Annotated in this window: 24 protein-coding genes; 14 read left to right on the forward strand and 10 right to left on the reverse strand. The window is 46.8% G+C overall.

The window, feature by feature from the left end; all coding sequences use genetic code 11:
• Positions 1-112: 112 nt before the first annotated feature.
• The 4 genes from GC098_RS39105 (at position 113) to GC098_RS39120 (ending at position 2668) form a co-directional block, all read left to right on the forward strand.
• Complete coding sequence (locus GC098_RS39105) at positions 113-532, forward strand: ArpU family phage packaging/lysis transcriptional regulator (protein WP_171649718.1); 420 nt, start codon at positions 113-115, stop codon at positions 530-532.
• A 370-nt stretch (positions 533-902) separates the two neighbouring features.
• Complete coding sequence (locus GC098_RS39110; protein ID WP_171649719.1) at positions 903-1715, forward strand: minor capsid protein; 813 nt, start codon at positions 903-905, stop codon at positions 1713-1715.
• 126 nt (positions 1716-1841) lie between these two features.
• Complete coding sequence (locus GC098_RS39115; protein ID WP_171649720.1) at positions 1842-2240, forward strand: phage holin family protein; 399 nt, start codon at positions 1842-1844, stop codon at positions 2238-2240.
• Positions 2237-2668, forward strand: coding sequence for a glycoside hydrolase family 73 protein (locus GC098_RS39120; RefSeq protein ID WP_171649721.1), 432 nt, complete (start codon positions 2237-2239; stop codon positions 2666-2668). Before GC098_RS39115 ends, GC098_RS39120 begins: the two co-directional genes overlap by 4 nt.
• Before the next feature lie 472 nt (positions 2669-3140).
• On the opposite strand, the gene GC098_RS39125 is transcribed toward GC098_RS39120, so the two are convergent.
• Positions 3141-3806: a DNA-binding response regulator gene (locus GC098_RS39125; RefSeq protein WP_171649722.1), complete on the reverse strand. Its 666-nt coding sequence runs from the start codon at positions 3804-3806 to the stop codon at positions 3141-3143.
• 262 nt (positions 3807-4068) lie between these two features.
• A complete protein-coding gene (locus GC098_RS39130; RefSeq protein WP_171649723.1) occupies positions 4069-5352 on the reverse strand; it encodes an NAD(P)-binding domain-containing protein in 1284 nt (427 codons plus the stop codon).
• A 126-nt stretch (positions 5353-5478) separates the two neighbouring features.
• Between GC098_RS39130 and GC098_RS39135 the strand changes: the two genes are divergently transcribed.
• The 7 genes from GC098_RS39135 to GC098_RS39165 all read left to right on the forward strand — a co-directional run bounded on the left by GC098_RS39135 (position 5479) and on the right by GC098_RS39165 (position 9863).
• On the forward strand, positions 5479-6834 hold the full coding sequence (locus GC098_RS39135) for a glucose-6-phosphate isomerase (protein ID WP_057305052.1): 1356 nt from the start codon (positions 5479-5481) through the stop codon (positions 6832-6834).
• Between the two features lie 167 nt (positions 6835-7001).
• Positions 7002-7643 (forward strand): YigZ family protein, encoded by a 642-nt coding sequence (locus tag GC098_RS39140; protein ID WP_171649724.1) that lies wholly within the window; start codon positions 7002-7004, stop codon positions 7641-7643.
• Between the two features lie 61 nt (positions 7644-7704).
• A complete protein-coding gene (locus GC098_RS39145; RefSeq protein WP_171649725.1) occupies positions 7705-8346 on the forward strand; it encodes a TetR/AcrR family transcriptional regulator in 642 nt (213 codons plus the stop codon).
• 107 nt (positions 8347-8453) lie between these two features.
• Positions 8454-8678 (forward strand): DUF1128 domain-containing protein, encoded by a 225-nt coding sequence (locus GC098_RS39150; protein ID WP_056831766.1) that lies wholly within the window; start codon positions 8454-8456, stop codon positions 8676-8678.
• Positions 8679-8868: 190 nt separating this feature from the next.
• The gene (locus GC098_RS39155; protein ID WP_171649726.1) at positions 8869-9192 is read left to right on the forward strand and encodes a 50S ribosomal protein L33; all 324 of its coding nucleotides are present in this window, start codon (positions 8869-8871) and stop codon (positions 9190-9192) included.
• 171 nt (positions 9193-9363) lie between these two features.
• A complete protein-coding gene (locus GC098_RS39160; protein ID WP_171649727.1) occupies positions 9364-9582 on the forward strand; it encodes a hypothetical protein in 219 nt (72 codons plus the stop codon).
• A 20-nt stretch (positions 9583-9602) separates the two neighbouring features.
• Positions 9603-9863, forward strand: coding sequence for a hypothetical protein (locus GC098_RS39165; RefSeq protein ID WP_171649728.1), 261 nt, complete (start codon positions 9603-9605; stop codon positions 9861-9863).
• A 22-nt stretch (positions 9864-9885) separates the two neighbouring features.
• Here the strand turns inward: GC098_RS39165 and GC098_RS39170 are convergent, their stop codons facing one another.
• The 7 genes from GC098_RS39170 to GC098_RS39200 form a co-directional block, all read right to left on the reverse strand.
• A complete protein-coding gene (locus GC098_RS39170; RefSeq protein ID WP_246359229.1) occupies positions 9886-10221 on the reverse strand; it encodes a hypothetical protein in 336 nt (111 codons plus the stop codon).
• A gap of 26 nt (positions 10222-10247) precedes the next feature.
• On the reverse strand, positions 10248-10775 hold the full coding sequence (locus GC098_RS39175; protein WP_171649729.1) for a hypothetical protein: 528 nt from the start codon (positions 10773-10775) through the stop codon (positions 10248-10250).
• A gap of 8 nt (positions 10776-10783) precedes the next feature.
• Positions 10784-11002 carry a hypothetical protein gene (locus GC098_RS39180; protein ID WP_171649730.1) on the reverse strand — a complete coding sequence of 73 codons (219 nt, stop codon included), beginning with the start codon at positions 11000-11002 and terminating at the stop codon, positions 10784-10786.
• Between the two features lie 175 nt (positions 11003-11177).
• The gene (locus tag GC098_RS39185) at positions 11178-11621 is read right to left on the reverse strand and encodes an Hsp20/alpha crystallin family protein (protein WP_171649731.1); all 444 of its coding nucleotides are present in this window, start codon (positions 11619-11621) and stop codon (positions 11178-11180) included.
• Between the two features lie 100 nt (positions 11622-11721).
• On the reverse strand, positions 11722-12015 hold the full coding sequence (locus GC098_RS39190) for an alpha/beta-type small acid-soluble spore protein (protein ID WP_029199178.1): 294 nt from the start codon (positions 12013-12015) through the stop codon (positions 11722-11724).
• Between the two features lie 20 nt (positions 12016-12035).
• Entirely contained in the window at positions 12036-12482 is a 447-nt protein-coding gene (locus GC098_RS39195) for a GtrA family protein (RefSeq protein ID WP_246359230.1), read from the reverse strand.
• Between the two features lie 7 nt (positions 12483-12489).
• Positions 12490-13512: a glycosyltransferase family 2 protein gene (locus GC098_RS39200; protein ID WP_171649732.1), complete on the reverse strand. Its 1023-nt coding sequence runs from the start codon at positions 13510-13512 to the stop codon at positions 12490-12492.
• Between the two features lie 205 nt (positions 13513-13717).
• Between GC098_RS39200 and GC098_RS39205 the strand changes: the two genes are divergently transcribed.
• Entirely contained in the window at positions 13718-14983 is a 1266-nt protein-coding gene (locus GC098_RS39205; protein ID WP_171649733.1) for a mannosyltransferase family protein, read from the forward strand.
• A 441-nt stretch (positions 14984-15424) separates the two neighbouring features.
• On the opposite strand, the gene GC098_RS39210 is transcribed toward GC098_RS39205, so the two are convergent.
• Entirely contained in the window at positions 15425-16030 is a 606-nt protein-coding gene (locus GC098_RS39210) for a DUF2087 domain-containing protein (protein ID WP_171649734.1), read from the reverse strand.
• A 199-nt stretch (positions 16031-16229) separates the two neighbouring features.
• On the opposite strand from GC098_RS39210, the gene GC098_RS39215 reads away from it, so the two are divergent.
• Both GC098_RS39215 and GC098_RS39220 read left to right on the forward strand, forming a co-directional pair.
• Entirely contained in the window at positions 16230-16868 is a 639-nt protein-coding gene (locus GC098_RS39215; RefSeq protein WP_171649735.1) for a futalosine hydrolase, read from the forward strand.
• A 2-nt stretch (positions 16869-16870) separates the two neighbouring features.
• Positions 16871-17818 carry a 1,4-dihydroxy-6-naphtoate synthase gene (locus tag GC098_RS39220; protein WP_171649736.1) on the forward strand — a complete coding sequence of 316 codons (948 nt, stop codon included), beginning with the start codon at positions 16871-16873 and terminating at the stop codon, positions 17816-17818.
• Positions 17819-18355 lie beyond the last annotated feature (537 nt).

An 18355-nucleotide genomic window follows, 5' to 3' on the forward strand; every position in this document is an offset into this window, starting at 1 on the left:
GTTCGGCAAGAAAGTTTTGATTTTCAAAACATTTTGTGTTGAATTTTTAAACAAGAAGACGTATGATTTGTTTAGAAATTCAAAACGACAAATTCTAGGAGATGGTCGGAGAATGGTGGAACGTATTTTACACATAGAGCAAGAACAAGTTGATCGGCGGGCAACGCGTAAGCGGGTGGAAGATGTGCTCGAAACGGTTCGTATGTACCGATTGATCGGGTATGTGCGGAGAGAGAGAGGGGCGATTTCGAGCTCGAATCAGGTGTTCAAGGTGAAGGAGCAGGAAGCTGTGTATCAGGTGGATACAGAGGAACAAATGGTTGGTTTATGTGCTGAGGTAGAGCAAGCGTTGTTGCTGCTTGATGAACTTGAACAGGAAATGATCAGCAAACGTTATTTGCAAAGGGACAAGTTGTTCGATTTCTTGCTGTTCCATGAGCTGAATTTGAGCGAGCGCACGTATCGTCGGGTGAAGGCTAAGGCGATAGCTAAGCTGGCTTACATGCTGCGACTAGAGGTGATTCTTTCTTAAGGAGTAATGTTGGTATGGGGCTTGGGGCTATGGGTGTAGGAAGTAAAGGTATATAAGAAGCATACAAACGGCTAAGGGAGCTTGACCGTAAGTTGGCCGTTTGATGGCAGTTCATTAGATTGGCACCATGGTAAGATCGTTGTATAGAGTTGTGAGGGAGGTGATTATGCTGAACAGGATGCAAGGGATAATGTCCAGATTAAGCAGATCTGTGAAAGGGCTGCTTAGGGGACGAATGGAAGGAGTGAAACGAGTGTGGTAGTTAGGTCTTTTAGACAGTGTGCGCTTTGAAAAGAAAAAAGTGTTTTGAATTTCAAAACATTCAACACTTAAGAATTTGTGGTAAGCGGAAAGGAGGTGTGAGAAGTGAATGATTAACATGGCAAATCAACTAGCGTTATATCTTCTGTCCGAAGGTGTGGGAACACTTGGGAGCGACATGTTCGTGGACAGTTTTCCGCAGGCCCCTGATGAGGCCATCTGGCTCACCCACGTTGGCGGCAACGCGGAGTTCAAGCTAGACGCGCCGGGTAGCTGGCGCAAGCTGAGCTTGAACGTGAGAAGCACAACGCCGTTGGGGGCGCAGGATCGCATCTGGAGCGCTATTAACAAGCTACTCGATCCGGATGACGGTGTCATCGAGGTGGACGGGCAAACCTACACGGTGCAAATTACTGCGCTGCCTGCTGTACAGGACAAGGATGCGGAAGGCAGATGCATTATAAAATCTGTCCTGATCCTTCGGCAAGTAAAGCCTGTGCTAGAAACTTGGCTGAAAGCTATATCCGTATTTACGGAAGCGGCTTTAGGCTCACAGTGGCGCGTATACCGTGGATTCAACGGTACGTGTCGACCTAGCGTCTCATGGCAGTGTTTGAGCGTACAGAGTGCGTCGGAGTCAAGAGGTGCTTGCCAGCTTACGAAACAATTCGTTGGGCAGATTGCTGCGAGGTCGGCAAATGAATATCAATTGGCCGCTCAAATATTACTGCTGGGACTGGCTGAACAAGCTAAATTGCCAATGGGAGGCGCTGGTAGCAGGTGGTTAACGGTGATTAATTCAAGTGCAACGATTCGCTCAGGGGATTTGTCCACGGGGATTCTGACCGTTACTTTAACGGGCGCAGCTGCAGCTCCGCAAGGCACGTTACCTCTCATCGCTGGCGTTCAGACAGCGACATAAATTCATAATTGAGGAGGAAAATATCGCATTCATAACATGGTGAGTGGGTTCGAAAGATTGTCAGGAAGCCAAAAATCCCGACAGCAGCCTCCCCCGACCAATCTGAACTGAAAGGAGCAAAAACGAATGAACCAAATCGGTTTTAACTTGATTTCAGGCACGCTCGGAGCGCTCGCGACCAATGCCTTCGGCGAGTGGAACGAACTTCTTAGCCTATTTCTTATGGCGATACTCGTCGACTATGTAACGGGCATTGCCGCCTCGATGAAGGAACAGCGTGGTCTTAATAGCCAAGTTGGTTACTGGGGTCTTGCCCGCAAAGGGCTGATGCTGCTCGTGATTATGCTGGCGCATCGCATGGATATCCTGATGGATACGGACCTGATGATGACGGGAGCGATTTATTTTTACTTGGCAAATGAGTTTATTTCCATTACTGAAAATTACGGACGATTAGGGCTACCGTTGCCCAGCTTTTTGAAGCAGATGATTCAAGTGCTGCGAGGCAAGGAGGAAGGGTTATGAGCAAGGAAAGCTTTATTTATCAATTAGCTCCAGCTGCACAAGCGGATATGCGGGAGTTTGGTATTGTAGCTAGTGTCACGATCGCTCAGGCTATTCTGGAAAGTGGCTGGGGTCGCTCAGCTCTAGGTAACAATTTGTTTGGGATCAAAGGGAGCGGGCAGCAGCAAATTACGCAGGAATTCATAAATGGCGAGTGGATACAAATCGTGGACGGCTTTCGAGTATACGACAGCTGGTGCGATAGCGTTCGCGATCATTCGCTGCTGCTTATCCACAATCCCAGATACGCAAATGTGATACATGAAAGAGACTATAGGTGTGCTAGTCAAGAGCTGCAGCGTGCGGGTTATGCAACAGATTCGCAATACGCGGACAAGTTGATTCGGATTATTGAAGGGAGCGAGCTAACTTTTTTTGATCAGATATAGGAGGAAAGGGGGTATATGATGATTCAGATGATGCAAAAAAGATTACTAACTTCTTATCCGCTGCTTGGATGAGCACAGAGGATGTAGAAGCTAGAGAGGAGTTTCGCCGTTTGGCTGATGAGCTTCGAAAAGCATCTGGGCAGCAGTGATCTGCTGTATACTCAACAATGATGCGATAAACTTGAAATTGCCGACTTAACATGTAAAATGCTAATAACACCTCAGCTCAAACCAAAATAAGAGTCCCTAGGGACTCTTATTTTGGCATTTTCTCTTCACTGGAGGTAAATAGAAGTCTCCAAAGACTCTTATTTGCACCAATATTCCAATCTGGTGCCGCTTTTTAAACAAATAGAAGTCTCTAGAAGCTTCTATTTTCACTTAAACCCTCGAATTGGCACAAATAGAAGTCCCAAAAGACTTCTATTCTGGAGCACCACCCAATTTTGACCGTCACCACCTCTATATTAGCCTAAATAAACAAATTTCTTCCCTTTGGATCCAGAATGTAGGAGCGAATTCTCTGCTCTCCACTGGCTGGCTTTATTATCCCTTTCCTGTGCAGGCTGTGAAGCCACTTTCTTGCGTGTTCAACTCGGATGCCTAGATGCTCAGCAACTACATGCGGTTTAAGCGGGTCTAGAGTACTCGCAGCTAAACGAGCGATTTCTTTTTCTCGATGTGTGAGTGAAATAAGTTTAGTCTGATTGCCATACCATCGCCCCATGATGTGCAGGATGACTTGTTGGCAGCGTCTTTGATGCCCGGTGATATCATCGAGGGAGAAGCGAAAGATCTTCCACTCGTCCAGAACCAACTGATTTTGCCGCATTAAGTTGTCCCCGAAGCGAGAACGGTCAACATCTCTCGCATGTGGACCATACCCGTCGACCTCGAAACAAATTCGATGCGGAGGACGGAGATAAACAAAGTCAACGAATCTTGTGTTGTCTTGAAAATCTCTTACTTCATACTCGGGATGAAGATGGCGAAAATGCCCAATGATCGGCCACCAGATATGCTGCATAAATTGTTTTTCAGCGTAACCATGCCCCTCTCTTAACCGGCGCAAACGCTCTCCTGTCCGTCGCTCCTCATGGAATCTTATAAAGTTTTCATGCTCTTTTACAAACTCCATCATTAACCTCCGACTATAAAGTGTTATTTCTTATTTTCTCGCTATGTTCAACTTTAAGCTGAGCTGTGGTTTGGCCTGGCCTGGCCTGGTGTGGTGTAGTGTGGTGTAGTGTGGTGTGGTGTAGTGTAGTGTAGTGCAGTGCAGTTTTAGCGTGGTGTGTGTAGTGAAGTTCTACACCTCCCTAGAAATCAAGCATGCCGCCTCTCCCAAAAGGGAAAGACGGCATGTTCTTCACGCGTCATTTTATGTAAATTACTATTTCCTAAAAAGCATACGCAATATGATCCTCAATATACTGCTCCAGCTTGATCCGCACGTAAGGCGGTAAGGCCGACAGCATGCAGCCATAACGGAAGTTGCGGCCATCAGGCTCGATGCGAATCACGCGAGCGGTGATTGGCGGCAGCTCCGCTTCCTGCGGGAAGTGGATGACGATGAACATGTCCGGCGCAAGCGGGGCGGCAGATGTGATCTGCAGTCCGCTCTCGGACAAGTCGAAGAGGGTGCCGTCAATGTTTTGGCCTGAGAAGGAACCTTCCTGCTCCCATTGGTAAATGGAGAGCTTCAGGCTGATGTCCAGCTTCACGCGCGTGTTCCGGCGGCGTTCACGGCCAGAAAGCGGCGATGCCGGCTTTTCTGAAGCAACGACAGGCTCGCTAGGTCGAACAACCTGCTGACCCATCCATTCTTCATAACACTGAATGACGGAGCTCAAATCTTCTTCACCGAGGCCTTTGCTTAGGCCGATTTGGAATAAGTTGGTAGCCGATTGCAGCATAGGCGTCGGCAGTTGGAACTTGCCCGTAATTTCTTGTGCGAGCTGCAGATCCTTCAGCATCAGCTTCAGGGAGAATTGATTGCTGAAATCGCGATCGATAATTTTATCGCCTTTCAGCTCAACCATCTTGCTGTTCGCACCGCCGGAGCGAACAATCTCTAAAAATTGAGCAGGGTTCACCCCTGCTTTAACCGCAATGGATAAGCCTTCGGCTAAGCCGGCTAAATTAATGCCCACCATTGTATTGTGGGCAAGCTTCGCGTAAGAACCGGAGCCGCTCGGCCCGAGGTAAAGTGCTTTACTGCCAAGTGCGAGGAACACATCTTGATGCTCGTCGAACACTTCTTGGTTGCCGCCGACCATGAAAGTAAGCGTACCTGCTTCGGCAGCAGGTTTACTGCCAGTGACAGGCGCGTCGAGGAAGTCGACGAAATGCGCTGCGAGTTCCTCAGACAGCTTTTGACTTGTTTGCGGAGCTACAGTACTGGAATCAATAATCGTCAAAGCGGGATGAATGCCACTCAGAATGCCTTGCTCACTGTAGAATGTTTCAAGTAGTGAAGCATCATTGCTAAGCATTGTAATCAGAACATCCGAACTGCGAGCTACCTCAGCAGGGGTCAAACCCACTTCAGCACCAAGATGGGCCAGCTCGTCCGCTTTTTCAGCAGTCCGATTATATACAGTTACCATAAAACCTTTTTGAATAAGGTTAGCAGCCATGGGTTTGCCCATAGTGCCAAGTCCAATAAAGCCGATACGTTTCATGATCCTTCACCTCTAGATTCATTTTATCATGGTAATTATAACCTGTGAATGCCTTCTTTACTTGCTTTTGGACAGGCAAATAAGTATGCTAGGAAAAGGAAAAAAATAGAGATGGAGGCGAGCATAGTGAGTAAGAAACTACAATTTGATTACAGTAAAGCACTATCCTTTTTATCCCAGCATGAGGTTGATTATTTGGCGGCTCAAGTAGAGCTAGCGCATGAACAGCTGCATAACAAAACGGGTGCAGGTTCCGATTATTTAGGATGGGTTGATCTTCCTGAGAATTATAATCGTGAGGAATTTGCTCGTATTCAGGCTTCCGCTAAACAAATTCAATCCGACTCCGAGGCGCTTGTTGTTATCGGTATCGGCGGTTCCTATTTGGGCGCACGCGCGGCGCTGGAGATGTTGTCTCATTCTTTTTATAATATTTTGCCAAAAGATAAACGTAAGACACCTGAGATTTATTTCGTAGGAAATAACATCAGCTCTACATATGTTACGCATTTGCTTCAACTGCTTGAAGGCAAAGATTTCTCTGTGAACGTGATCTCGAAGTCCGGTACGACAACAGAGCCAGCGATTGCTTTCCGTATTTTCCGTGAGTTGTTAGAGAAGAAATATGGTAAAGAAGCTGCGCGCAAACGTATCTATGCTACAACGGATCAAGAGAAGGGTGCGCTCAAAACACTCGCAACAGCAGAAGGTTACGAAACCTTTGTCATTCCAGATGATGTAGGCGGACGATATTCGGTATTAACAGCTGTTGGTTTATTGCCAATCGCGACAGCGGGCATCGATGTGGAAGCGATTATGAAAGGCGCGGCGGATGCGCAGCATGAGTTCTCCAATCCGAAGTTAAGTGAGAATCAAGCTTATCAATACGCTGCTGTTCGAAATTCACTTTACCGTAAAGGGAAAACGATCGAAATTCTCGTTAACTATGAGCCTTCCCTGCATTTCGTATCGGAATGGTGGAAGCAGCTGTTCGGTGAAAGCGAAGGCAAAGATTACAAAGGAATTTATCCAGCATCGGTAGACTTCTCGACGGATTTGCACTCCATGGGTCAGTTCGTTCAAGATGGCAACCGGATACTATTTGAAACGGTCATTCAAGTTGATCAAGTGGCTGATCATATTACGATTGGCACAGATCCCGATGATTTGGACGGACTCAACTTCTTGAGTGGGAAAACGATGGATTTCGTGAACAAGAAAGCTTTCCAAGGTACGATGCTTGCTCACACGGACGGTAACGTACCGAACCTGATCGTAACCCTGCCGGATATGACGCCTTACTCCTTCGGATATATGGTGTATTTCTTCGAAAAAGCATGCGGGATCAGCGGTTACCTGATGGGTGTGAATCCTTTTGACCAACCAGGTGTTGAAGCTTATAAAAAGAACATGTTTGCCCTCTTAGGCAAACCTGGTTACGAGAAGGAAAAAGCCGAGCTTGAAGCACGCTTGCAGAATTAATTCATAATGCCAAGCAGGAAAACGATCAATCCTATCGGATTGGTCGTTTTTTCCATGGATAATTTCCATTATTTATGTGGTAAATTTTCTTTCTATATTGTCGAAGTCAAAGGATGTGTGTAGAATATAATGAAACAGATGTTTCCTTCTACCAAGAAAGGTCGGCTATGCTAGCACATTTCAAAACTATCCAATCGTACGGATCGTCGGAAATCATCATCAAGAAGTCGCGTTTCATCGGTCATGCCAAACCGGTAGAGTCAGAAGAAGAAGCTACCCTATTTATTGAAGCTATCAAGAAGGAACACAGGTCGGCAACACATAACTGCAGCGCCTATGTCATCGGAGAAAGGGATCAGATTCAGAAGCAGTCTGATGATGGGGAACCGAGTGGTACAGCAGGAAAGCCGATTCTGGAAGTGATTAAGCATCAAGGACTTAAGAATATCGTTATCGTCGTTACCCGTTATTTCGGCGGCATCATGCTTGGCGCGGGCGGACTCATTCGGGCTTATACGGATGGAGCCGTGGTAGGTATTGAAGCAGGACAGCCAATTTATAAAGTCAATCATCAGCAAGTGCTGATTGAGGTGGATTATACGTGGTATGGCAAACTCGAGAACGAGCTGAGAAGTCAGGGGATGCTCCTAGGGGACATTCAGTTTACGGATAAAGTGACTGTAGCATGTTATCCTTTGGCAGCGGCAGCGGAAGCATTTATCAACTGGGCAACAGATTTTACACAAGGTCAAGGCGTTGTTATCGCAGGAGAGAACGAATATATGGTTCATAAGAGCTTGCCGGAATAGGCAGGCTCGAGGTACAAGGTACAACTAATTTCATAGAAGCTAAGGATGCGGAGGGATAGGAATGGCTAGGAAAGCAGTCGCGCAAGAGCTTAGCAGAGAACGAATACTTGCGGAAGCGCGGGAATTATTCGCTACTTTCGGCTATCGCGCTTTAACGATGCGCAGCATCGCAAAAGCAATGGGGTACAGCCATGGTGCGTTATATTACCATTTTAATGAGAAAGCTGAACTGTTTTACGCGTTAATCAAGGAAGATTTCTCCGAATTAGTACAGCGTCAGCGGGAAATGATTGTTCGTGAGCAAGGGTTTAGCGTGAATCTGCTTCAAAAGTTGATGATGGAGTTCGTCTGGTTTGGTTTGAACAATCCGCATCACTACGAAATGATGTTCATGATCAACGAGCCAGAGCTGCAGCAATATTCGCGAACTGAGCAAGCACAATCCTTGGAAATGTTTGCTATTGTCATCCGTCAAGTGATGGCCGATCAACCGGGAGCCGAGAGCAGGAAGTTTACACTTCCGTGGAATTTGTTCATGTCCTTACATGGCCTTATCTCCTACTGCATTCAGTTTAAACAATCCTATGAGGATGCGCGGAAACTGGCTGAAGAGCATATCCGCCTCATCTGTGTCAGCTTAGATTTAGATTCCTATGAACAACAGCGTCCGCTTGTGACACTTGTTAATACAGAATCTGCATAAAACCTGGATTTCATTTTACAACATCCAATAAGTGCTTTAGAATAACAGAAGGGGAGCTTGCTCCTTAATGTGGCACACGCGCTTAAAGGAAGGAAGAACATAAAGCTATGGATTTGAACATTTGGTCGGAAGAAAACGTGGAATATATGTTTGAAGAAATTAAGAGAAAGCTGCGCATGGCTACCGGTGGGTCGATTAAAGCCTCGAACGTCAAGCAGGAAGTATACGAGGACCTGAAGGACTTGTACGATTTGGTCGTCAGCAAAAATAATTTCAGCATTAGCGAAATCGATGCGATTACCACAGAGCTTGGTAAGATTCGTAAAGCATAAGCACTTTTTTATCCATAAAATTGTCGTTATCTTGGCCTTAGGGCTGGAGATACGGCAATTTTTTTTACGTTGAACGGAGTGAGGGCAACCGCGTATTTTTACTGGACAGTGGACAGCTATCCAAGCGATGTTACCTACATAGCCGTACACTGTAGAGCAATGTATCTCTATTTGAAGGAGGTGGACGTTCGTGGCATCAAAAATTCGTAAAGACGACGTTCGGAAATTGGTCGGGAAAAATATCGTGGCTCTGAAGAAAGACGGAACTCAAGTAACTGGTAAATTGGTGCGGATCAGCGGTAACACGTTGATTGTTGCTCCGCAAAAAGGCGAAAAGGTTCAAGTAAAAGCCGTTATTCCATTGGTTTTGTTTGATCTGTTAGCGATTGGTACATCACCTTTTGCTTTTGGTGGATTTGGCGGCTTCGGTGGTCCAGGATTTGGCTTCGGTGGTCCAGGATTTGGCTTCGGTGGTCCAGGATTCGGCTTCGGTGGTCCAGGATTCTTCTGGTAAAGGAGGACTCTTTCCCGATTAGGGAAAGGGTCTTTTTTTTTGCACCATTTCAGCTCTGGATGAATAGGCTAAGATACATCTCCGGCCAAAGTCCGTCAAACTGGGCTGAAGAAGCTGAAAGTTATCCAAGGACAGGGAGTGAGCAGTGTGCCGAGTTCCATCGTTTTTAACATGATTAATATAAATAGTCAAAATACGAATGCCACCGTCGGGATCGGTGAGAATGCGCAATCCAGCTGGGATTCACACAGCAAAAACAATTACGGAACCGGTCAATGGATCGGAAATACCTTCTCCGCCAATATTGTTAATTTCATCTATGACAACGATTTTATTGATGCACCAATTAATGATCAGGATTTTAAACCAGCTGTTACTAATCAAGTATAGTTGAATGGTGGGTGAATGTCGTGCTGAAATTACCGTGCCCGCTAGAGCCGCCGCTCATCGAATTTGATTCTATCCATGTTAATTCCATAGCCGATGCATCCGGTATTTTTATCGGCACCAACACACAAGTAAATTGGTCTACAAGTGGGAAAGCAAACAATGGCCTTGGAGAGATAAACGGTGATCATAATTACGTGCTTTATAATATCAACACAGTTTACGATAATGACATCATCGATGCACCTTATACCAAAGGGGATTTGATCATTGGCCGTGTATAAAAAAAGAATGCTCCGCGCTGCTTCAATCAGCAGTTAGCGGAGCATTTGTTGTTTGTTCAGCCTGAGGGCTGGCGGGAGCAGGGGTAAAGCCGGACGTCTGAGCCTGGTTGGCAATCATGTTCTGCAGCCACTCGGGCGTTTCGTTATCGCCGATATTGAGCATATCAAGGAAATCGGAGTCGTTGAGCATAGAGCGAGTTCCAACTAACTGATTGTTGTCGCCTTCGACAGCGCCAAAGCCTTGGACCGTTTTCTGATTGCTTTGAAAATCGGTCGGCCAATTATTGCCCATATTGAGGCAGGACGCGCTTTGAACCGATCCGATGCGGATTGAGCCGATAATGAACGTTGGAGACATGAAGGAGGACACCTTGTATCACCTCTTTATGATTTGGACTGCGGAGTGTATTTATAACCGGTCGAGGTTCGCTCTGTTTTCGGAGCGGCAGCAGCATGTGATGCAGCATCTACACCTTCAGCAGCTGTACGAGAGCCGGCGACTTTACTTTCTTTTGACACTTGAGCACGTTTAAAAGCTTCATCAACGGGTACACTTTTCTCATTTGGCTTGGCACCGAAATTGTTACCTAAATTCAATGAACCGCTCAGTTCCTTGATATCGAGTTGATCCAGCCGAAAGGTTAAGTTTTCTAAAACGGGTTGATGGATATGCAGGGTATCTATATGTATCTTTGGGTGTTTGGCAGTGAGATCAGCCAATTCTTCTTCTAATTTGCGAAGACGCCGTTCTAATTGCTGAACATGCTGATCATGAACGTGAGACACGGCTTTAACTTCTGATCTAGCTCCAGAACTAGCTTCAGTTCTAGCTGGGGTTGATGCTTTAGCTTTAGCTGTTCCTGTAGTTGGCTGCGTTTTGGGCGGGGACGTTTTCTTTTTTTGAAACCACATGAGTATTCTCAGCTCTTCCGTGTAGATGGTTTAACATCAAAGGTGTCGTCATCTTGGACAGTATGCTTGCCACCCAGAATAACATTATGCTCCCCGCTTATTTCCCCGAGCCCCTGATTAAGCTTCTCGGAATGACGTCTTCCGATGATCCGATTCGTCCCCCTATTCACACTGGATGTTTCGGCGATTCCATCAATATGTATAGATTGAAATTGTATGCGCACCACAGTTTATCCCTCCAATCCTGCATTTCCGAACGATCTCCTTTATTTATATGGGGACAAAGGGAGAATCATTTCTCTTTTTGGCAAAGATTAATTTAAGGATATGAAAAAGATTACCAACCAATCGGCCAGTAAGGCCGGACAGAAGGTAATCTTTATTTGGTTTACTGTGTGTTCATTAAGTGAACTGTATAGGGATAACTTTCTCTCCATCCGGAGGAGCAAGCGGGATTCGAATGATGAGCAAACCGTTGTGATACTGCGCCCGCATTTGATCGGTCATAGCGTTACCGGGCAGGCGGAAAACTCTCTCGAATGCTCCAAAGAATCGCTCGGACAACAGCATTTGCTCATCGAGTACTTGGTAAGGCCGAACGAGCATCCCGCGCATAAGCAGCGATTGGTCACGGAAAGAAAGCTGAATCTGCTCGGGCGAAGACAATCCGGGAACTTCAGCCACAACAACGAGTTCCTGTGGTGTCTCATACATATCAACTCTTGGCCCGGTTAGCGGGATGATACTGGCAATATCCTGCCAGAATTCGGGGCCCAGCACATCGCCAGCTTGCGCCGACAGCCCTTTCCAGTCGGACTTAGGCATTCGGTTGCCTGGGGGATTCATCAGCCATCATCACCTGACTTCTACATAGAAAGTAGCGCTGCGAGCAGCTTGCTACTAGTTTATGTACACCCGCGGCGGAATATGGCTGTCTGTCACGAACCTATCGCTGCGGTGGCCGCTGATTCGCGAGCTGCTGCTGCGCCATGCGCACAAGCTCTCGCACCATTGCCCCGCCAATCGGACCGCCGACCTTGCCCGCGTCTTCCGAGCTAAGCTGCCCGTTGTAGCCTTGCTGAAGGGGAACGCCAAGCGTTCGGGCTACTTCATATTTGACGAGATCAGGTCGTTCTGGGTTGACATTATATCCCTGATTCTTCATGACTTGCGCCTTGAGCAGTCCCAGGCCGTGTTCCGATCCGGGCACGATGGCCCGGTTGCTTCTTCTTCGTGCCATTAGGCATCACCTCTTGGTGATTAGGATGCCCTGGGGTTGTCCGTACCATGAGTACGGAATGTAAAATATTTATGTCCCAAATAATTTCCAACCGTATACAAGCCATTTCCAACCAAAATGGCAGCATTGTGCAGCCAATCTGCCCGCACGGATGGCAAGACAGAGCTTGCTGCTTCTGCAAGCACCCAACTTAAACCATAAGAGACGCCATAACAGCTCAAGATAACAACAGCAAATTTCCACCAACTGCTGCCGACGCTGACATTGGAACGAAACGTAAATGTACGATTCAGCGTGTAGCTTACTATAGCGCCTAGGGTATTTCCTGCGAAAGTGGAAACCCAATAATTTAGGTGAAGCAGATTAAAGAATGCAAAACTGGCTGACAGGCCAACCAATGTATTGAACAGACCGACAAGTAAGAAGCGCGCGAAGCTGCTAGTCAACAAAGCTTTTATCCGGTTCATCGTATGATCACCGTGTGGAGCTTACTTGGGTGGATGGCGTATGGACCGCTTCTTGAGCCTGTCCAGTTGCTGTCAAATCTTTCTCAATGACGAAAAGCGGACGCTGCTTCACTTCTTTATATATTTTACCTATGTATTCACCAATTAAGCCAAGAGCGAGAAGCTGAACGCCTCCAATGAACCAAACCGAAAGAATAAGCGATGTCCAACCGGTAACGTTCGCTCCGAGGATTTTGCCTACAATTGCGTATAAGCCGGCAACGACACTCAGCGCGAATAGGAGGAAACCCATCAAGGTGACGAAGCGAATAGGGGTTACACTGAACGACGTGATGCCATCGAAGGCGAATGCGAGCATTTTGCGAAGCGGATATTTGGATTCTCCGGCAAAGCGTTCTTTACGGTCGTAATAAACCTGAGTAGATGGGAAGCCAAGTAATGGCACCATACCGCGAAGAAATAAATTAACCTCTTGAAATTTCTCTAAATTTTCGAGGGTACGCTTGCTCATTAAACGGAAATCCGCATGATTGTAATGAATTTTCACACCAAGCGATGTCATTAATCTATAAAAACCTTGAGCCGTGGCTCGCTTGAAAAACGTATCCGCTGAGCGATCCTGTCGGATGCCATAAACGATATCGTATCCCTCGTGGAATTTGACGATAAACTCGCGAATGACATTCGTGTCATCTTGCAGATCGGCATCGATGGAAACGACGCAGTCCGAATAGGTTTTGGCTTTCATAAGCCCTGCGAGCAAAGCGCTTTGATGGCCGGCATTTTTTGCAAGCTTAAGCCCAGTAATAAAGGGACTGGAGGCGTGGAAGCGTTCAATAAGTGTCCAAGTCGCATCCTTGCTGCCATCGTCGACAAACAGCACTGTGCTTGTGGTAGCAATTAGTTTATCAGAGATGAGAGTTTGTAACACATTGGTAAGTTGGAATACCGTTTCTGGAAGTACTTCTTCTTCGTTATAACAGGGGACCACAATGGTCAAAACGGGATAAACCACAATTCTCGTCTCCATTCTGAAAAGGGGATTAAAAGGTTGATATATGGATTTCATTATATCGTAATGTATGTAAAATATTAATTTTTAACGAAAATTAAACATTTTTAACAAATGAACGTCCATTTAATAAGTTCTTTACGAATCCTTAACTTGGTAAAAGAGGAGGAATCAGGTAAATTTACAGAAAAGATAAATGATGCTCGGATAGGAGAGATGAAGGATGGAACTGCTGATAGAGAAAGCGCCAAAAAGAGGAAAGGTCAATGTGATTCTATCGATTGTCTTGCTTGTCCTTATTTCTCGTGCACTCATGCTATTTACTGGATATATCGGGATGAATTTGTTCAGTAAATCTTCTCAGGTACCGGTGTATATGCAGAATGTGCCAGGCACCTTGTCCAAGTGGACGGTGAAGCTTCCTGGAGAATTAGCTTCTACGGAGAAGCTGAGGTTAGAGGATTTTATCAAGTTTGATACGTATTCCTATTTAAAAATAGCGACACAAGGCTATGATAAGTTTCGGATGGACGAACCACATACAGCTGCTAATTGGGTTTTCTTTCCCTTGTTCCCGCTGCTGATTTTCTTACTTGGTAAAATATTTTGGTTCGAGCCTGCGATAGTCGGTATGATCGTTTCGAATCTATGTTTGCTTGGAGCTCTTATTTATATCTATTTTATTGCCTTGCAGCGGGGACTCAGTGAACGTCAGGCGGGAACCGTGCTATTGCTAATTGTGATTTACCCATCGTCGCTTTACTATACCCTACCGTACACAGAGAGTCTGTTTCTGCTGCTCTCGGCAGCTTCCATCTATTATGCAGGCAGCAAAAAGTATGCACTCGCCTTTATAGCTGCAAGTTTATCCACCGTAACAAGGGTACCTGGGTTTATCAACCTTGCTTTTGTCATGGGTACCGTGTTTATGGACGAAGGGTTCAAATGGACCTGGCGTTACCTGAAATGGTCGTTGTATAGCATTTTGTCCCTTATCCCAATGGGAATTTATCTCCTACATATGAAAATCGTCACCGGTGATTTCTTGGCACCTTTTCATGAACAGAGCTTGCACTGGTTCCGGTATACAACCATCCCATTTGTCAATTATATTGGTTATTTGAAAAAGCCTTACTTCTCCACGCCTGATGGCTGGGACAACGGCTTCATTGCTTTTACCGTATCGACGGCTGTATTTGTAGTCTTTTTGAGCTACCTCTTTGTTCATATGAAAAAGCTTGTGATGAATAAGCACGAGCTGCTATTTTTCGTTTATGGCTTGCTGCTAATCGTCATCCCATTTTCAAGTCAACCCTTATTTCTCGTAAGCGTCGTACGCTATATGATGGTAAGTATACCGCTTTATTTCTACTTAGTGACGTTAACCGAAAAGTGGAGAAATGCCCGGATTTTCTATATGATGCTGTTTATGATTCTACAGGTTTTCGTGACGCTTGGCTTTTTTAATGGGTATTATTTTGTTATCTAAACAGGGTTGAAAAACGAAAAGCGGCCGGAACATGAATCATCGTCCCAGCCGCTTGTTATTTTATTACCATCCAAATCCGAAAGTACTAAGAACGATAACCAAGAGGATGTATAAAACGAGGACTACAGCTGTGCCAGTATATGGTACAGTAGGACCGCAACCACAACTCATGTCAATCCCTCCCTTCACACAATTACTATATGTCATTCAACTAGAGGGCGCATGGATGAATGTCCTGATCTGGATAATTAAAATTGGGTAACGTGTCCAACACCTTGTATGCAGCAGCGGGATGAGATGAATGGAGAAGCGATTGCTGGAGGTAGTATAATGAATCCAAAACGTTTCTTTTAAAAAGGGTAAGGATATAAAGGCAAGGACGAGTTCTTAGGTCGTTTAATCGACTGGGAACCGTCCTTTTTTTTATAGATCCAATCCAAATTAGGATAAATTCTCCCATTTGGCCCACATCTCCACTGGATTGAGCTCGTATATCTCGTTCTCGCGAAACATGAACTGGTGCATAATGAATTCTCGTCGAATCGTTGCGAAGTCGGGGTGGTAGTTCTTAATAAATGCATTCAGTTCCTTCTCTGTGTAGGTGCGTCCTTTTTCAAGCTGCTCTACAAGATGTTCTAGGACGATAAGTTTTTTCTTGAGCTGAGCAGGGATATGCTTGAGTTTGCCATCTAAGGTTATAAAGTTCCGAATGACAGATTGCTTGAGGTTCTGATTACGGTCTTCATCCTTCATAGGTTCAGTTTCTCCCTTCTTATTTTTGAAAATGAGATCAGCCGTCGCGGTGGCATTACCGCGAATGAAATACTCATTTAAAGTGAAGTAAATGGTGTTCTTGTCTCTACGCTCATTGATGAGGCTGGCCTCGCGAAGCTTGGTTGCGTGATGGGTGATGGTTGCTGGGGTAACACCCAATTTCTCGGCAAGAACTTGACCGTTAAGCTCTCCATCGGCTAGTAAAATAAGCATGCGTATACGCGTTGCATCGGCGAGAGCCTTGTGATAGGTAATGATTTTATCTAATTGCATGGTGGGTGCACCTCCTTAGAAGAGTTTCTAGTTCGATGAATATCTAATTAGATAATAATTAAATTAGGTGAAAATGTCAACATTATGGAATCGATCGAGAAAGTTGGTCATTCCTCGAAAGTTTCCTATTTGATCATGGTCATGTAAAATAATCGTATATAAGAATGGTTATTGATCATAAAAGGGGATTGGAACAACGATGCGTGTACTTGTAATGACAGCTGTAGCTCCTGAAAGAGATGCAGTCCAGCGAGGCCTTGGCCATGACAGCAGATTTGAATTTGCCCTAGCTGGCGTTGGAATTGCTGCGGCAGCAGTGAACGGAGCAATTGAGCTTGCGAAAGCTGAATATGATTTGGTTATTATCGCCGGTATTGCCGGCGGATTTGTAGGGCAAGCGGAGATAGGCTCGCTTGTTGTGGCGAGCGAGATCATCGCTGCGGATCTTGGCGTGGAGCTGCTGGATGGCTTCAGCAGCCTGGACGAGCTTGGCTTCGGCTCGACGCGCGTTGGTGTTGCCGCGGATGTGGCCGAGCGAGTGACAGCGGCGTTGTTAGCCGCTGGTCTGCCGGCGCAGATGGCGCCAGTGCTCACGGTGGCAACGGCCACCGGGACGGCAGCGACAGCTGCTGCGCTGGCTGCGCGCGTGCCTGGAGCGGCTGCCGAAGCCATGGAAGGCTTCGGCATTGCGACGGCTGCGCAGCAGCGCGGCGTGCAAGTGCTGGAGATCCGCGCGATCTCCAACGCGGTTGGTCCTCGCGACCGAGACGCTTGGCGTATCGGCGATGCCTTTAAGGCTTTAGAAGCAGCAAGTTCAGTCCTAGCGGAGGTGCTTTAATTATGAAGATTGCGTATTCACCTTGTCCAAATGATACATTTGTGTTCCATGCTTGGGCGCATGGGTTAATCCCAGGTGCCCCCGAGCTGGATGTCTTATATGCCGACATCGACATTACGAACAAGCTAGCTGCAGAAGGCAGCGGGCCGGATGTCCTCAAGATCTCTTACGCAGCACTGCCTTGGGTGCTGAAGGACTACGCCCTGCTGCCCTGCGGCGGCGCCTTGGGCAGAGGCTGCGGACCGCTGGTGCTGACGAAGAACAGCGGCGTAGAGGGAGCAACGGGAACAGATGGAACAGAGGGAGCAGCAGGGACAACGGGAACAGCAGGGACAACGGGAACAGCAGGGACAACGGGAACAGAGGGAACAGCGAGGACAGTGCCAGACCCGGCCATGCTCAGCGGCCGCCGGGTCGCTGTGCCGAGCGAGCGCTCGACCGCGTACTTACTGTTCCGCCTCTGGGCGGCACAGAACGTTCCGGGCGGCGTTGGGGAAATCGTGGTCATGCCGTTCCACGAGATCATGCCCGCCGTGCGGGACGGCCTCATCGATGCCGGCCTCGTCATTCATGAAGCGCGCTTCACTTACCCGTCGTACGGGTTAGCGCTTCTGACAGATCTAGGCAGTTGGTGGGAGTCGGACACCAACCTGCCGATCCCGCTGGGCGCCATCATTGCGCGGCGCTCCATGGATCTTGAGGCGCTTGCGGGCTGGACCCGCGCCTCGGTCGAATACGCGTGGGCGCATCCGGAAGCATCGCGCGACTACGTCATGCAGCACGCGCAGGAGATGGACCCTCAGGTTGCTGGGGCGCACATCGACTTGTATGTGAATGAGTTTACCGCTGATCTGGGTGAGAGCGGCTATGGCGCCGTCTTGACCTTGCTCCAGCGGGCTGCGGAGGAAGGGCTTGTGCCGCAGATGGATTATGCGGCATTGCTGAAGTAACGCTATGAAATCGAAAAACCGCTTAAGTGGTTTAACACTTAAGCGGTCAAAATAACGAGGCTGTGGATACCCGCAGCCCGCATATAGAGAAGACCACCGTTTAGGGAGCGAACCCTATCACGGTGGTTTTTTCGTCCTTATAATGCTGATTTCGTTTATGTTTGCGGGGCGCGAGAGCAGGCTAGATCAACTGGTTGATTTTCCTAATTCAAGCCCCTGTAGTGATGTTTTTCATCACTAAAGTGTGAATGAGGAGGAAATGAGCTTCGATAGCGATATAAAACATCCTTAAAACTGCCGAACCCAAGTGAAATAGTCTAATCTACTCGCCATAGCGATGTTTTACATCGCTAAAGTGTGCATGAAGAGGAAATGTGCTCAGTTAGCGATGTAAAACATCCTTAAAACAACCGAACCCAAGTGAAATAGTCTAATCTGCTCGCTGTAGCGATGTTTTTCATCACTAAAGTGTGCATGAAGAGGAAATGTGTTTCGTTAGCGATATAAAACATGCTTAAAACTACCGAACCCAAGTGA

This window comes from Paenibacillus phytorum (assembly GCF_013141715.1).
Taxonomy (GTDB): domain Bacteria; phylum Bacillota; class Bacilli; order Paenibacillales; family NBRC-103111; genus Paenibacillus_E; species Paenibacillus_E phytorum.